Raw genomic sequence first — 14,951 nt, forward strand, 5'->3', positions numbered from 1 at the left:
GCCTTAAAAGCAAAAGCGGAGGACAGCAGATGCGGATCAGTCTAGGCCAAGAGGTGGGCACTAGGCCAGACATGCTGTCTGGCCCATGCCTGGCAGGCTTTAGTCGGCGGCTGGCGCTGGCTGGATGGCGAGCTGGTCGGCCAGGCGCACGAACGCCGCCAGGTCCAGTTGCTCGGGGCGCAGGCTGCCGTCGACGCCGGCGGCTTCGATCTCGGCGTTGCTCAGCAGCGCCTTGAGCGTATTGCGCAGGGTCTTGCGGCGCTGGTTGAACGCTTCGCGTACCACGCGCTCGAGCAGTTTGTGATCCTTGGCCGGGTGCGGCAGCACGGCGTGAGGCACCAGGCGCACGATGGCCGAGTCGACCTTTGGCGGCGGGTTGAACGCGCCAGGGCCCACGTTGAACAGATGCTCTACGCGGCAGTGGTATTGAACCATGATCGACAGGCGGCCCCAGTCACCGCCGCCAGGTCCGGCAGCCAGGCGCTCTACCACTTCTTTTTGCAGCATGAAGTGCATGTCGCGGATGATCCCGGCGTTGTTCAGCAGGTGGAAAATCAGCGGCGTAGAGATGTTGTACGGCAGGTTACCCACCACACGCAGGCTGTTGGGCGCGGCGTTGAGGCTGTTGAAGTCGAACTTCAGCGCATCACCCTGATGCAGGTTGAAGTTGGATTTGCCGGCGAACTGCTGGTTGAGGATCGGGATCAGGTCCTTGTCCAGCTCCACCACGTCCAGTTGGCCGCCGCTGGCCAGCAGGCCTTGGGTCAGCGCACCCTGACCCGGGCCGATTTCCAGCAGACGGTCTTCGGGCTTGGCATGGATGGAACGCAGGATGCGGTCGATCACGCCAGCGTCGTGCAGGAAGTTTTGCCCGAAACGCTTGCGCGCCCGGTGTTGGTAATGCTCGGTCATATACGGGTCTCGGCCATCTGATAGGCAGTTTCCAGGGCCACGTGCAGGCTGCCGGTGTCGATCTTGCCGCTGCCAGCCAGGTCCAGGGCAGTGCCATGGTCGACGGAGGTGCGGATGATCGGCAGGCCCAGTGTCACGTTGACGGCGGCGCCGAAGCCTTTGTATTTAAGCACCGGCAGCCCCTGGTCATGGTACATCGCCAGCACTGCGTCGCAGTGCTCCAGATATTTGGGGGTAAACAGAGTGTCCGCCGGCAGTGGGCCACGCAGGTCCATGCCTTCTTGGCGCAGACGCTCCAGGGTGGGTTCGATGATGTCGATTTCTTCATGGCCCAAATGGCCGCCTTCACCGGCGTGGGGGTTGAGCCCACAGACCAGGATACGCGGTTGGGCAATGCCGAATTTGTGTTGCAGGTCGGCGTGCAGGATGCGCGTCACGCGCTCTACACGCTCGGCGGTGATGGCGTCGGCAATTTCACGCAGCGGCAGGTGCGTGGTCACCAGGGCGACCCGCAGGCCGCGGGTGGCCAGCATCATTACGACTTGTTCGGTGTGGGTCAGTTCGGCAAGGAATTCGGTATGCCCGGAGAAGGCGATACCGGACTCATTGATCACGCCCTTGTGCACCGGGGCGGTGATCATGCCGGCGAAGTCGCCGTCGATGCAGCCCTGGCCCGCGCGGGTCAGGGTTTCCAGCACAAACGCCGCATTGGCTTTGTTCAGTTGCCCGGCCACCACTTTGGCGTGCAGCGGGGTATCCCACACATACAGGCTGCCGGCAGGGGCGGGCAGGTCCGGCCAGTTGCCGGGCGCCACCTCCAGCAACGAGACAGCCACGCCCAGCTGCGCGGCCCGCTCAAGGAGCAGGTCGCGGCTGGTAATGGCAATCAGGGGGTGTGGCTGGGGTTGCGAGGCGAGCAGCAGGCACAGGTCAGGACCAATGCCGGCCGGCTCGCCGGGTGTTACCGCGAAACGCTGGGGTTTCACTGAACTGCCTGGTCGGTGCCTGTTTGCTCGGCGCCTGGCAGCTTGTTCTCTACATAGGCTTCGTCACGGATCTGACGCAACCAGGTTTGCAGCTCTTCGTCGTACTTGCGGTTACGCAGCACGTTCAGTGCTTGTTGCTCACGGGCCTGGCTGGTGTTGTCGGTGGCGCGACGGCCAAGGACTTCCAGCACGTGCCAGCCATATTGGGTCTTGAACGGCTTGGACAACACGCCTTGCGGGGTGTCGGCCATCACCTGCTGGAACTCCGGCACCAGGGCTTTCGGGTCGATCCAGTTCAGGTCGCCGCCGTTGAGGGCGGAGCCCGGGTCTTCCGAGAAACTCTTGGCCAGGGTGGCGAAGTCTTCACCGCTTTCGATGCGGTCATAGATCTTCTGGGCCAGTTCCTTGGTTTGCGCTTCGCTGCGGATTTCGCTTGGTTTGACCAGGATGTGGCGCACGTGCACCTCATCCTTCAGCGAAGTCTCGCCGCCGCGTTTTTCCAGGAGCTTGAGGATGATGAAACCACCCGGTGTGCGCGCAGGCTGGGTGATGCCACCCACTTCCATGGCGCTCAGCTCACGGTCAAACGGTGGTGGCAGTTGCGCGGCTTTACGCCAGCCCATGTCACCGCCTTCGAGGGCGTTATCGCTGCCGGACTGGGCGATTGCCATCTGGGCGAAGTCGGCACCGGCCTTCAGACGATCATAGATAGCCTGGGTCTTGGCCGCGGCAGCATTGAGCTGCTCGGAGTTGGCGCTGTCCGGGGTCGGAATCAGGATGTTGGCCAAGTGCAGTTCTTCGGAAAGCTGCATCTTGCCCAGGTCCGAGGCCAGGAAGTTCTTCACTTCCTGCTCGGACACCTGAACCCGTTCGGCCACACGGCGCTGACGCACACGGCTGATGATCATTTCGCGGCGGATCTGGTCACGGGCGTCCTCATAGGACAACCCGTCGTGGGCCAGGGCGGCGCGGAACTGGTCAATGCTCATGTTGTTGCGCTGGGCGATGGTGCCCACAGCCTGGTTCAGTTCTTCGTCCGAAATACGGATGCCGGAACGATCGCCGATCTGCAGTTGCAGGTTTTCGACGATCAGGCGCTCCAGTACCTGCTGGTCCAGGACGCTGGTAGGGGGCACGCCACCGCCGCGCTTGGCGATGGTTTGCTGCACTTCCTTGACGCGCTGGTCCAGTTGGCTCTGCATGATCACGTCGTTATCGACGATGGCCACGACTTTATCCAGTTCTTGAACCGCAGCGTGAGCCGATGCGGTACCCAGGAACAGTGCGCCCAGCACTAGTGGGCGCAGACAATCAGAAAGCTTGGTCTTCACGTTCACGATAACCTTCAATGCCTTTGTCGAGGAAGCTCTCTACCTTGGCGCCGGTCAGGCCGCCGAGTCCTTTGAGGACGATCTGCAGGAAGAGCCCGTGGTCACCCTTTTCGTTAAGCGGGGCGATCTGGCTGTATTCGTCGTTGGAAACCCAGTAACGGTTGATGACACGCAGTTTCCAGCAGCAGTTGTCGTACTCGAAACCACCGAAGGCTTCCAGGGTACGGTTGCGAGCGTAGTCATACTGCCAGCGGGTGATCAGGTTCCACTGTGGAATGATCGGCCACATCATCGAGAAGTCGTGTTGCTGGATTTTGTAGTAATCCTTCACGAAGTTCGGATCGCCTGGCTGGCCGTAGTCACCGCCGAACTGCCATTTGCCGGTCAGCTGGTTGTAGACGACCTGGTCGTTACGATAGCGATAACCAACGTTGATGATCTTGTTCGGGTTGTCTTCCGGCTGGTAGTGAAGCATCGCGCTGCCGGAACGAGGGCTGTGTTCCTCGGTGTCCCAGTTGTAGTCGGCAGTGGCGCGCCAGTCGCGGTTGAAGCGGTACTCGTAGTCCAGGGCAACCGGCGATACATCGGACTGTGCGTCGGCACGGTCGGCGGCCAGGATGCCCGGCAGTTGCACTTCACGATCCTTGAAGTACAGCGCCTGGCCCACGGACACGCGCTGGCGCTCGAAGCCGCTGTCTTCGATCCAGCGGCTGGTCAAGCCCAGGGACAGCTTGTTCTCATCGCCGATACGGTCGGAGCCGCTGAAGCGGTTATCGCGGAACAGCGATGCGTAGCTGAACGAGTACTCGCTGGTGTCGAATACCGGGATATCAGCCTGGTCCTTGTTCGGTACGTACAGGTAGAACGCACGCGGCTCAAGGGTCTGGCGATAGTTGGTGCCGAACCAGTTGGTGTTGCGATCGAAGTACAGGCCGCTGTCGACGCTGGCCACCGGAACCGCACGGTCCTGGGAGCTCTTGAAGGTGCCGCCTGCGTACTGAGTGCCGGCTGCAATAGAGTTAGCCTGATCAGCAATAATCTGGTTCTTGCCGATGCTGTCCAGGTCCAGGTCGTACTTGGTGTAGACGTACTTGAGCTTCGGCGTAACAAAGCCGTAGGTCCAGTTCATCGGGTATTCGACGGCTGGCGCGACGTTCAGACGGGTGCCGTTCGCACGGGTCAGGCCACGTACGTAGGTATCCAGACGAGCGGATTCAACACCGTCTTGGTCCTTGAATGTACCGTTCTCCAGGTCGCGGTCGAAGCGCACGGCTTCGGTCTCGTAGCTGAAGTTCAGGCCGCCTGGGTGGTATGGCAGCTGACCGTTGAAGGTGATCTGCGGCAGGCGGTCATACGGGGTGATCTGGGAGATCGTTGCCAGCTGGTAGGCTTGCAGGTTCAGGCGCGCCTGGAAGCTGTCGCCGCGATAAGTCACGGAACCCTGCTGGTTGACGTAGTCCCGGCTCTCGACGCCTTCCTGGTTCGATTTGAGGTCCTGGAAGAAGTAAGGGTCACTGATCGTGGTGTAGTCGACCTGGGTCGCCACACGCGAATCCAGCCCGCCCCTGTGTTGCCAGTTGAGCATGTAGCGGGTTTTTTCGTAATCGGTCTGCTGCTTGCGTTCGTCGTTGTCGTCGTTCAGGTACGCGCCGCCGACCTGGCCTTCGCTGGACTTGGTGAGGTAGCGGAATTCGCCTTCCATCATCATGCCGCGCTTGGTCATGTATTGCGGGTACAACGTGGCGTCGTAGTTTGGCGCCAGGTTGAAGTAGTACGGCGTAACCAGGGTGAAGCCGGTTTCGCTGCCGCTGCTGAAGCTTGGTGGCAGGAAGCCGGATTGACGACGGTCGTCGATCGGGAAATAGATGTAAGGGGTGTACAGGATCGGGATGTTCTTGATCCGCAACGTCGCGTTGGTGGCCGTACCGAAACCGGTGGCCGGGTTCAACGTGATGTTGTTGCCCTTGAGCTGCCAGGCGTTGCTGTCCGGCTCGCAGGTGGTGTACGTACCGTCCTTGAGACGGATGATCGCGTTTTCGGCACGCTTGGCGTACAGCGCGTTACCGCGGATACGCGATTTGTGCAGCACGTACTCGGCGTTGTCGATCTGCGCCGCGCCGGTGTCCAGCTGGACTTCGGCATGGTCGCCGACGATCAGGGCACCGTTGTCGCGCAAGCGCACATTGCCATTCAGCTCGCCGCGGTTTTCAGCCTGGTACAGGCTGGCTTCCTCGGACTCGAGCTGCATGCTGCCCTGGCGCATGACGACGTCACCGGCCAGGGTTGCGACTTGTTGTTCCTGCTCGTAACGCGAGGCCTTGGCGCCGATGAAGGTGGGCGCATCGCTCTTGTTCGTCTTGTCGTTCATGCCAGGACGAGTCGGCTCGATGTACGCACCGCCGCAGTAAGGGCCGGTTTCGGCCAACTGGGCTGCGGTCAGCTTGTCGCGTGGCACCCAGTCCAGGTGGCTGTAGTCGGCACTGCGCGAACGCAGGCCACGGCCCTTGGCATCGGTGACCAATGCGGTCTTCGGCTCGGCCTCGGCTTTGCCACCCGTGTCGGCCTGCGCCGTGCTGGTGGCCGAGCTGACGGCTGCGCCGTCATGCACCGGGCGCGGTGGCAACGGGGCTGCGGCGGTTTTCGGCGCGCAATCCCAGGCACCCGAAGCAGAGACTGAGCAGTCATACTGTTCCGCGGCGACCACGAATGAGGTGGCGAAGGGTTGCAAGGCCAGCAGACTGCCGGTTACCAGCAACGGAAATTTTCTACGAAACGCGGGGGATTTCAATGCCATCTTATTAGTCCGGGCTTCCTGCGTGCCATCTGCCCGCGGTGGTGGGCCGCACGCCTCTCGATGGTCTGAAAAAGATGCGTGATAATAAAGCATGACCCGCTTGACGGCTAGCGCCGTCGGAGACCCTTGTAATGCCCGAGCAAGATCTACGTTTACAACAGCTGGAAGTCTGGCTGGATGAGCAGTTGCCGATCCTTTTCAACGCTCAGGACTGGGGTGCCGTACCCCCGGCCACATTGACCGCGGCCAGCAGCGACGCGAGTTTCAGGCGCTATTTCCGTTGGGAGGGTGGCGGTCGTACGTTCGTGGTAATGGACGCGCCGCCCCCCCAGGAAAACTGCAAACCTTTCGTCGATATCGCCCATTTATTGGCAAAATCAGGAATAAATGTTCCAAAAATTTATGCAGAAGATTTGCCGCGCGGCTTTCTTTTGCTCAATGACCTGGGCAGAAAAACCTATCTGGACGTGATTGACGAGCAAAACGCCGATCAATTGTTTGCCGATGCCATCAATGCCTTGCTGGCGTTTCAGCAATTGCCGATGGACGCACCGCTGCCCAGCTATGACGTGGCCCTGCTGCGCCGCGAGCTGGAATTGTTTCCCGAATGGTACGTGCGTCGGCACTTGGGTATCGAACTCGATACACACCAGCAAGCACTCTGGCAGCGCGTCAGCGATCACCTGATCGACAGCGCCCTGGCACAGCCCAAAGTGCTGGTGCATCGCGACTATATGCCGCGCAACCTGATGATCAGCGAGCCGAACCCTGGCGTGCTGGATTTCCAGGACGCGGTATACGGCCCGGTGACGTATGACATCACCTGCCTGTTCAAGGACGCCTTTCTCAGCTGGCCCCAGGCCCGCGTGCGCGAATGGCAGCGCGGCTACTGGGAGCGTGCCGGCACACTGGGCATCCCGGTCCAGGCCGATTTCGACGAGTTCCTGCGCGCCAGCGACCTGATGGGCGTGCAGCGTCACCTCAAGGTCATCGGCATTTTCGCGCGCATCTGCCATCGCGACGGCAAACCACGCTACCTGGCCGACGTACCGCGCTTCTTTGCTTATATAGACGCAGTGCTGGCCGACCGCCCTGAGTTGAACGAGCTGGCTGAACTGCTGACCAGCCTGCGCCCACCCGCCGAGGCCAACTTATGAAGGCGATGATCCTGGCGGCCGGCAAGGGCGAGCGCATGCGCCCGCTGACCTTGCACACGCCCAAGCCGCTGGTGCAGGCCGGTGGCAAGCGCCTGATCGAGTATCACCTGGAGGCGCTGGCCAAGGCCGGTTTCACCGATATCGTGATCAACCATGCCTGGCTCGGCCAGCAGATCGAGGCCTACCTGGGCGATGGTGCGCAGTTTGGCGTGCGCATCCGCTATTCCCCGGAAGGCGAGCCGCTGGAAACCGGCGGCGGGATTTTCCAGGCCCTGCCGTTGCTGGGCGATGAGCCGTTCCTGGTGGTCAATGGCGATATCTGGACCGACTACGACTTCAACCGGCTCACACAACCGCTGCAGGGGCTGGCCCACCTGGTGATGGTCGATAACCCGGCGCATCACCCGTCGGGCGGTGATTTCTACCTTGACCAGGGCTTGCTTCATGATGCGGCGCCCGGTGCCGATAACCTGACCTTCAGTGGCATTTCCGTGCTCGACCCCAAGTTGTTCGAGGGGTGCAGCGCGGGTGCCTTCAAGCTGGCGCCGCTGCTGCGTGCGGCCATGGCGAAAGGTCTGGTAACGGGGGAATACATGGCGGGACGCTGGATTGATGTCGGCACGCTGGAGCGCCTGGCGCAAGTCGAAACCCTGCTGACAGCGGGGCAGTAGCATGTTGTGGCCAGGGACGCTGATAGGCGCCGGGGCTGGCTTTGCCATTGCCAGTATTCCGGGGGCCTTGTTGGGTGCGCTGTTGGGGCAGGCGCTGGATCGCCGCCTGCAGCTGCAGAGTTGGGCGCAGTTGCGCGAGCGCATGGGCGGGCGCCCGGCGCTGCGCAATGACGAGCTGTTGTTTGTGTTGCTGGGGCGTCTGGCCAAGAGCAACGGCCGGGTGGTGGACGGGCATATCCAGCAGGCGCGCCAGGAGATGCGCGCACTGGACATGACTGACTCGGCCCAGCGCCGGGCAATTGCGGCGTTCAATCGCGGCAAGTCCGGCTCGGACCGGATGCGCAGCTACTTGCGCGTGCTCAAGGCCCAGCCGCACGCGGCCGAAGGTGTGTTGCGTGCGTGCTGGCGAATGGTCTGGGCCGACGGCAGGGCGGACGACGCCGAGCGCGACCTGATCGACCTGTGGGGCAAATGGCTGGGCTGGACGCCGCAACAGCTCAAGGCGTTGGCGGCTGACTTTGCCCCGGAGCGCAAGCCGCTGGTCAACCGGGGCGGTTCTTATCAGGATGCGTTGCGTTTGCTCGGCGTCACCGCTACCTCCGAACCGTCGGTGATCAAGCGCGCCTATCGCCGCCTGCTCAGCCGCCACCACCCGGACAAGATCGCCGGCAGTGGCGCCACCCCCACGCAGGTGCGCGAAGCCACCGAGCGCACCCGCGAACTGCACAATGCCTATTCGCTGATTCGCGAGCGCCGGGACTTTCGCTGACGTTCACGATTGCAGTGGGATAACCCAATCCAGTGTGGGAGGGGGCTTGCCGCCGATAGCGGAGTGTCAGTCAGCACAAATATCAGCCGACCCACCCTCAGCAGGGTCAAGCCGCCGCCCACATTGGTTTAGCCGTGTGCAACTCAGTCCGCGTTGGCCTGCGGGCTCAGCCAGCCGCGAACCCGGCGATACAGCTGCTCCTGCTCGGCCGCGCTGTTGCCGGGCAAGGTCTTGAGCGAAACCTGCTTGTAGCCGTCATTCTTCGCGCGCTTGGCGGCCTGGGCACGTTCCTGCGCCTTTTTGCGGTCCTGGGCGGCGTCTTGATAGAAGACGTCCGCCGTGGGCAGTTTCAGCGCCGGGGCCAGTTGCTGCAGGTCGGGCGTGCGCGCAGTCGGCGTTTTACCGGCGACCATCACGAATTTCTGGACCTGGGACGGTTGCTTCTCGCTCAAATAACGCGCCGCCCACCAGGCACCGGTGCCATGGCCAACAAGGACCACGCTGCGTGCACTTTGGGTCTGCGCGAAGGCCACGGCGGCATCGATGCGCGCAAAGATGCGCGACGCGTCGGTCTTGTCTTGCTCGTCGGCGCCAGGCACCACTGCGGGGTCAGTGCCTTCGGCTTCGGCGCTGGCGGCTTGCTCGATCGGTTTGTCGGCGGTGCTTGCCTCTTTGCTGCTGGTGTCTACCGTAGCCTTCGGCGCTTCCATGACGCGCGGCGGCAGCGTGTCGACGCTGGTGTCCGGCAGCGACAGACTGAGCGTGCCCCAGTTGGCATCCGGCAACTTGCGCCGCAATGGGCCGATTGCTTGCGGCCAGTCAGCATTTTCGCCAGCGCCAGGCACAATAATCACCACGCCTTCGGGCTCGGCGCTGTTGGCCGGTTTCCACAGGGCGAGGAATGAGTCACTGCCGGCCTGCAACTGTTGCTGTTCCTGCTGCGGGATTTTGCGCTCCAGGGCACTGGCTTCTTCCGTGCTGCGCTCGGGCAGGGGTTGGCGTTCAACCGGTTTTTCGGCGGCGGGCGCGGGTGCGTCGGCGGCCTGAACAGAAAAGGCGCTGGTAAATAGCAGCGACAGGCACAATGCTGGCAGTGCCGAACGGTGGATAAAGGGCATCGTTAATTCCCGGCCAGAAGTGATTCCAGCAGCCTAATGGGTTGGTCAGTATTTGTCAGTGATGTGAGACGTGGATCATGGGTCTTCGCTGTCTGCTGGTTATCGGCTGTATGTGCTTTGCCTTGATCGCAAATGCCGCCCCAACGCCCGCCGCACCGCAGGCGCAGCTCTCTGCGTCGCAGCGCGAATGGCTGGCCGGGCACCCCGAGCTGCGCGTGGGCCTGGTGTTGCAGGCGCCGTTTGCGCAATACGACCGGCGCCTGCAGCGTCTGTCCGGGGCCAATGTGGAGTTGATGCAGTGGCTGGGCAAGGCGCTGAATATCGAGCTGACCTGGCGTAATTTCCCCAATCAGGAACAGCTGGAGGCCGCGCTGAGCGATGGCGAGGTGGATATCGCCCCCGGCCTGCAACAAACCCCGGCCGGTTTGCGCCTGTGGTTATTCAGTGACCCGTACATGCGCGTGCCTCAGCACATCGTCGGCATCCGTGACGGCGGCGGCGCGGTGGACCTGGAAAAGCTCGACGCACTATCCCGCGTTGCGGTGCGCATGCCCAGTGCCGTGGCCGATTACCTGCGCGCCACCTACCCCGGCCTCAATCTGCAAGGCGTGCCCATGGAGCGCCAGGCCCTGCAATTGCTGGTGAGCCAACAGGCGCGCTATGCGGTGGTGGATGAGGCGCAATTGAGCCGGTTGTCCGGCGAGGCCGAGTTCGCCGGGCTGGCAGTGGTGGGGGATATTGGCCTGCCGCAATTGCTGCGGGTGGCCACGCGGCGGGATTGGCCGGAACTGGCGGGCATCCTGCAAAGCGCCTTGCGCGCCATCCCCGCCCGCGACCTGGACCAACTGCACAGCCGCTGGCTGCAGCCCAAATACCCACGCCTGACCGAATCGCCCGGCCTGTGGCAAAACCTCAGCCTGCTGCTGAGCCTGTTGTTGCTCGCCAGCCTGGCCATTGTGTTCTGGCAACGTCGCCAGCAACGCGTGCTGGAGCATGACCTGCTGGCGGCCCGCGAAGAAAGCGCCGCCCGCGCCGCCGGTGCCCAAGCGCTGCGTTTGACCCAGTTCTCCATCGACCAAAGCACCGTCGGCATCCTCTGGGTCAACTGGGACAGCCACGTGCGCTACGCCAACCGCGCGGCCGAGAGCATGCTCGGCTATGGCCCCGGCGCGCTGATCGAGCGGCCGTTGGTCGACCTCGACCCCAGCCTGGATATGGACCGCTGGCTCAACCTGTGGAAACGCGCGCGGGCCAGCGAGGACGGCCCGCAGAACTTCGCCACCGATTGCCGGCGCGCGGATGGCAGCGTGTTGCCGACCAACGTATCCCTGAGCTTTCTGCGCTTCGCCGAGGCCGAATACCTGGTGGTCTACCTCAACGACGTCACCGAGCTGCGCCGCACCTTGGCCGCCTTGCTGCAAAGTGAAGCGCAACTGCGCGAGCTGTCGGCCCACCTGGAAACCGTGCGCGAAGAAGAAAAAGCGCGCATTGCCCGTGAAGTGCACGACGAACTCGGGCAGATGCTCACCGTGCTCAAGCTGGAAACCTCGATGTGCGAGCTGGCCTATGCGCAGCTCGACCCCGGCCTGCACGAGCGCCTGAACAGCATGAAGCGCCTGATCGCCCAGCTGTTCCAACTGGTGCGCGACGTGGCCACGGCGTTGCGCCCGCCGATTCTCGACGCCGGGATCGCCTCGGCCATCGAGTGGCAGGCGCGGCGTTTTGAAGCTCGCACGCAAATCCCCTGCCTGGTGCAGGTGCCGGAAAATCTGCCGGCCCTGAGTGACGCCAAGGCCATCGGGCTGTTCCGCATCCTGCAGGAAGCGCTGACCAATGTGATGCGCCATGCCCAGGCGCATACTGTCGAGCTGACGCTGGTGGTCGAAGGCAGCGACTTGCGGCTGACCATCAGTGACGACGGCGTCGGTTTTGTCCAGGCGCCTGGGCGCTCGGCGTCGTTTGGCCTGGTGGGCATGCGCGAACGGGTGCTGATCATGGGCGGGCAACTGAGCCTGGACAGTCAATTGGGCGAAGGCACCACCCTGAGTGTCACGGTGCCGCTGGATGCATAACGACAAGAGGAAACCCCTGTGATTCGCGTACTGGTAGCCGAAGACCACACGATTGTTAGAGAAGGCATCAAGCAATTGATCGGCCTGGCCAAAGACCTGCTGGTGGTGGGCGAGGCGAGCAATGGCGAGCAGTTGCTCGAGACCTTGCGCCATGTGCCCTGCGAGGTGGTGTTGCTGGATATCTCGATGCCCGGCGTCAACGGCCTGGAGGCGATTGCGCGGATTCGTGCCTTGAGCAATCCGCCGGCGATCCTGGTGCTGTCGATGCACGACGAGGCGCAAATGGCCGCGCGTGCCTTGAAGGTCGGCGCTGCGGGTTATGCCACCAAGGACAGCGACCCGGCGCTGTTGCTCACGGCGATTCGCAAGGTCGCGGCCGGCGGGCGCTATATCGACCCGGACCTGGCCGACCGCATGGTCTTTGAGGTCGGCCTGACCGACAGCCGTCCGCTGCACGCGTTGCTCTCGGAGCGCGAATTCTCGGTGTTCGAACGCCTGGCCCAGGGCGCCAACGTGAATGACATCGCCCAGCAACTGGCGCTGAGCAGCAAGACCATCAGCACGCACAAGGCGCGGCTGATGCAAAAGCTCAATATCACCTCCCTGGCGGAACTGGTGAAGTACGCCATGGAACACAAGCTTCTCTAGCGACATGCCTGTTTGCGACCCCCTCTGAGCGGTGCCGGACCCAGCCCCGGCGCCTGGCGCGGGAGCACTGTTCCATTCCCGCCATCCGTGTAGGGCGATCCCTACCCCCAACCTTCCATCCGGCTGATGCGATTCTCTCCTGGCCCCCGATTTCCGGGGGCTCGCGCCTGGACTACGCTTGTGCCACAGCAGTCCAAAACACAAAGGTGCGGGTATGAGCGAGGTGGATTCAAATGATGTGCTGGTCAGCTTTCGTGGCGTGCAGAAGAGCTACGACGGCGAGAACCTGATCGTCAAAGACCTCAACCTGGAGATTCGCAAGGGCGAGTTCCTCACCCTGCTCGGGCCTTCCGGTTCCGGCAAGACCACCAGCCTGATGATGCTGGCCGGCTTCGAAACGCCGACCGCCGGTGAAATCCAGCTGGCCGGGCGCTCGATCAACAACGTGCCGCCGCACAAGCGCGACATCGGCATGGTGTTCCAGAACTACGCGCTGTTCCCGCACATGACCGTCGCCGAGAACCTGGCCTTCCCGCTGACCGTACGCGGTTTGAGCAAGACCGACGTCAGCGAACGGGTCAAGCGCGTGCTGAGCATGGTCCAGCTCGACGCCTTCGCCCAGCGCTACCCGGCGCAACTCTCCGGCGGCCAGCAGCAGCGCGTGGCTCTCGCCCGTGCCTTGGTGTTCGAGCCGCAATTGGTGCTGATGGACGAACCCCTCGGCGCCCTCGACAAACAACTGCGCGAACACATGCAGATGGAGATCAAACACCTGCACCAGCGCCTCGGCGTGACGGTGGTGTACGTGACCCATGACCAGGGCGAAGCCTTGACCATGTCCGACCGCGTGGCGGTGTTCCATCAGGGCGAGATCCAGCAGATCGCCGCGCCGCGCACCCTGTACGAAGAACCGAAGAATACCTTTGTCGCCAACTTCATCGGCGAGAACAATCGCCTCAACGGGCGCCTGCACAGCCACACCGGCGAGCGTTGCGTGGTCGAGCTGGCGCGCGGCGAGAAGGTCGAGGCGCTGGCGGTGAACGTCGGCCAGATCGGCGGCCCGGTCACTCTGTCGGTACGGCCCGAGCGCGTCAGCCTGAATGGCTCCAGCGAAAGCTGCGTCAACCGCTTCTCCGGGCGGGTGGCGGAATTTATCTACCTGGGCGACCACGTGCGTGTGCGCCTGGAAGTCTGCGGCAAGGCCGATTTTTTTGTGAAACAACCGATCGCCGAGCTGGACCCAGCCCTGGCGGTCGGCGACGTGGTACCGATTGGCTGGCAAGTCGAGCACGTTCGCGCACTCGACCCACTTCTAGAAGCGAATTGATCGCCCCCATGGCTTCACCAACCCTGCACGTGGAGAGAACAACAATGTTGAGTTCCTTGAAGTATTCCGTCCTGGCATTGAGCTTGATGGGCGCGACCCAGGCCATGGCTGGCCCGGACCTCACGGTCGTGTCCTTTGGTGGCGCGAACAAGGCGGCCCAGGTCAAGGCCTTCTACGCACCGTGGGAAAGTGCGGGCAACGGCAAGATCGTCGCCGGCGAGTACAACGGTGAAATGGCCAAGGTCAAGGCCATGGTCGACACCAAGAGCGTGTCCTGGGACCTGGTGGAAGTGGAGTCGCCAGAGCTGTCCCGCGGCTGCGACGAAGACATGTTCGAGCCGCTGGACCCGAAACTCTTCGGCAACACCGCCGACTACGTAAAAGGCGCGATCCAGCCGTGCGGCGTGGGCTTCTTTGTATGGTCGACCGTGCTGGCCTACAACGCCGACAAGCTGAGCAGCGCGCCGACCAGCTGGGCGGATTTCTGGGACACCAAGAAATTCCCGGGCAAACGCGGCCTGCGCAAGGGCGCCAAGTACACCCTGGAGTTCGCTTTGATGGCCGACGGCGTAGCGCCGAAAGACGTCTACAAAGTGCTGGCCGGCAAAGATGGCCAGGACCGCGCGTTCAAGAAACTCGACGAACTCAAGCCGTCGATCCAGTGGTGGGAAGCCGGCGCACAACCGCCGCAGTACCTGGCCTCGGGTGACGTAGTGATGAGCTCGGCCTACAACGGCCGCATCGCCGCGGTACAGAAAGAAAGCAACCTGAAAGTGGTGTGGAACGGCGGCATCTACGACTTCGACGCCTGGGCCATCCCTAAAGGCCTGGCCAAGGACCGCGCCGAAGCGGCGAAAAAATTCATCGCCTTCTCGGTACAGCCACAGCAGCAGAAGATCTACTCGGAAAACATCGCCTACGGCCCGGCCAACACCCAGGCTGTGCCGCTGCTGGCCAAGGACGTGCTGAAGGACATGCCGACCACGCCGGAGAACATCGCCAACCAGGTGCAGATCGACGTGAGCTTCTGGGCGGATAACGGCGAGCAACTGGAGCAACGCTTCAACTCCTGGGCCGCCAAGTAACCAGCAACGCCGCTAAGCCCATGTGGGAGCGGGCTTGCTCGCGAATGCGGTGGGTCAGTTAACACCTGCATCGACTGACAC

General features: G+C 62.8%; 12 protein-coding genes. 7 read left to right on the top strand and 5 right to left on the bottom strand.

The genetic code is table 11. The annotated features are described in order from the left end of the window. Positions 1 to 99: 99 nt before the first annotated feature. The 4 genes from rsmA to WBR57_RS30680 are packed head-to-tail and all read right to left on the bottom strand — an operon-like array spanning position 100 to position 6,023. Entirely contained in the window at positions 100 to 912 is an 813-nt protein-coding gene (gene rsmA / locus WBR57_RS30665; RefSeq protein WP_099585669.1) for a 16S rRNA (adenine(1518)-N(6)/adenine(1519)-N(6))-dimethyltransferase RsmA, read from the bottom strand. Then, positions 909 to 1,898: a 4-hydroxythreonine-4-phosphate dehydrogenase PdxA gene (pdxA, locus tag WBR57_RS30670; protein ID WP_424089412.1), complete on the bottom strand. Its 990-nt coding sequence runs from the start codon at positions 1,896 to 1,898 to the stop codon at positions 909 to 911. Before pdxA ends, rsmA begins: the two co-directional genes overlap by 4 nt. Further along, on the bottom strand, positions 1,895 to 3,235 hold the full coding sequence (locus tag WBR57_RS30675; protein WP_424089413.1) for a peptidylprolyl isomerase: 1,341 nt from the start codon (positions 3,233 to 3,235) through the stop codon (positions 1,895 to 1,897). Before WBR57_RS30675 ends, pdxA begins: the two co-directional genes overlap by 4 nt. Next, complete coding sequence (locus tag WBR57_RS30680; RefSeq protein ID WP_424089415.1) at positions 3,210 to 6,023, bottom strand: LPS-assembly protein LptD; 2,814 nt, start codon at positions 6,021 to 6,023, stop codon at positions 3,210 to 3,212. The genes WBR57_RS30675 and WBR57_RS30680 overlap by 26 nt, the downstream gene beginning before the upstream one ends. Before the next feature lie 131 nt (positions 6,024 to 6,154). Between WBR57_RS30680 and WBR57_RS30685 the strand changes: the two genes are divergently transcribed. The 3 genes from WBR57_RS30685 to WBR57_RS30695 are packed head-to-tail and all read left to right on the top strand — an operon-like array spanning position 6,155 to position 8,620. Next, positions 6,155 to 7,180, top strand: coding sequence for an aminoglycoside phosphotransferase family protein (locus tag WBR57_RS30685; protein WP_424089416.1), 1,026 nt, complete (start codon positions 6,155 to 6,157; stop codon positions 7,178 to 7,180). After that, on the top strand, positions 7,177 to 7,851 hold the full coding sequence (murU, locus tag WBR57_RS30690) for an N-acetylmuramate alpha-1-phosphate uridylyltransferase MurU (protein WP_424089420.1): 675 nt from the start codon (positions 7,177 to 7,179) through the stop codon (positions 7,849 to 7,851). The genes WBR57_RS30685 and murU overlap by 4 nt, the downstream gene beginning before the upstream one ends. A 1-nt stretch (position 7,852) precedes the next feature. Beyond that, a complete protein-coding gene (locus WBR57_RS30695) occupies positions 7,853 to 8,620 on the top strand; it encodes a TerB family tellurite resistance protein (RefSeq protein WP_424089422.1) in 768 nt (255 codons plus the stop codon). A 143-nt stretch (positions 8,621 to 8,763) separates the two neighbouring features. On the opposite strand, the gene WBR57_RS30700 is transcribed toward WBR57_RS30695, so the two are convergent. Then, on the bottom strand, positions 8,764 to 9,738 hold the full coding sequence (locus tag WBR57_RS30700) for an alpha/beta hydrolase family protein (protein WP_424089424.1): 975 nt from the start codon (positions 9,736 to 9,738) through the stop codon (positions 8,764 to 8,766). A 77-nt stretch (positions 9,739 to 9,815) separates the two neighbouring features. Here WBR57_RS30700 and WBR57_RS30705 point away from each other — a divergent pair, with 77 nt between their 5' ends. The 4 genes from WBR57_RS30705 to WBR57_RS30720 all read left to right on the top strand — a co-directional run bounded on the left by WBR57_RS30705 (position 9,816) and on the right by WBR57_RS30720 (position 14,870). Then, positions 9,816 to 11,810 carry a histidine kinase gene (locus WBR57_RS30705; RefSeq protein ID WP_424089426.1) on the top strand — a complete coding sequence of 665 codons (1,995 nt, stop codon included), beginning with the start codon at positions 9,816 to 9,818 and terminating at the stop codon, positions 11,808 to 11,810. Positions 11,811 to 11,828: 18 nt separating this feature from the next. Continuing rightward, positions 11,829 to 12,458: a response regulator gene (locus WBR57_RS30710; RefSeq protein WP_424089428.1), complete on the top strand. Its 630-nt coding sequence runs from the start codon at positions 11,829 to 11,831 to the stop codon at positions 12,456 to 12,458. Between the two features lie 214 nt (positions 12,459 to 12,672). After that, positions 12,673 to 13,785, top strand: coding sequence for an ABC transporter ATP-binding protein (locus WBR57_RS30715; protein ID WP_424089430.1), 1,113 nt, complete (start codon positions 12,673 to 12,675; stop codon positions 13,783 to 13,785). A 44-nt stretch (positions 13,786 to 13,829) separates the two neighbouring features. Continuing rightward, positions 13,830 to 14,870 carry an ABC transporter substrate-binding protein gene (locus WBR57_RS30720; protein ID WP_424089433.1) on the top strand — a complete coding sequence of 347 codons (1,041 nt, stop codon included), beginning with the start codon at positions 13,830 to 13,832 and terminating at the stop codon, positions 14,868 to 14,870. Positions 14,871 to 14,951 lie beyond the last annotated feature (81 nt).

This window comes from Pseudomonas sp. (assembly GCF_049590575.1).
GTDB lineage: Bacteria > Pseudomonadota > Gammaproteobacteria > Pseudomonadales > Pseudomonadaceae > Aquipseudomonas.

What these genes read in the sequence shown, in the direction of transcription:
- rsmA (WP_099585669.1), bottom strand. Translation starts at nt 912, where the DNA reads ATGACCGAGCATTACCAACACCGGGCGCGCAAGCGTTTCGGGCAAAAC.
- WBR57_RS30680 (WP_424089415.1), bottom strand. Translation starts at nt 6,023, where the DNA reads ATGGCATTGAAATCCCCCGCGTTTCGTAGAAAATTTCCGTTGCTGGTA.
- WBR57_RS30685 (WP_424089416.1), top strand. Translation starts at nt 6,155, where the DNA reads ATGCCCGAGCAAGATCTACGTTTACAACAGCTGGAAGTCTGGCTGGAT.
- murU (WP_424089420.1), top strand. Translation starts at nt 7,177, where the DNA reads ATGAAGGCGATGATCCTGGCGGCCGGCAAGGGCGAGCGCATGCGCCCG.
- WBR57_RS30695 (WP_424089422.1), top strand. Translation starts at nt 7,853, where the DNA reads ATGTTGTGGCCAGGGACGCTGATAGGCGCCGGGGCTGGCTTTGCCATT.
- WBR57_RS30700 (WP_424089424.1), bottom strand. Translation starts at nt 9,738, where the DNA reads ATGCCCTTTATCCACCGTTCGGCACTGCCAGCATTGTGCCTGTCGCTG.
- WBR57_RS30705 (WP_424089426.1), top strand. Translation starts at nt 9,816, where the DNA reads ATGGGTCTTCGCTGTCTGCTGGTTATCGGCTGTATGTGCTTTGCCTTG.
- WBR57_RS30715 (WP_424089430.1), top strand. Translation starts at nt 12,673, where the DNA reads ATGAGCGAGGTGGATTCAAATGATGTGCTGGTCAGCTTTCGTGGCGTG.
- WBR57_RS30720 (WP_424089433.1), top strand. Translation starts at nt 13,830, where the DNA reads ATGTTGAGTTCCTTGAAGTATTCCGTCCTGGCATTGAGCTTGATGGGC.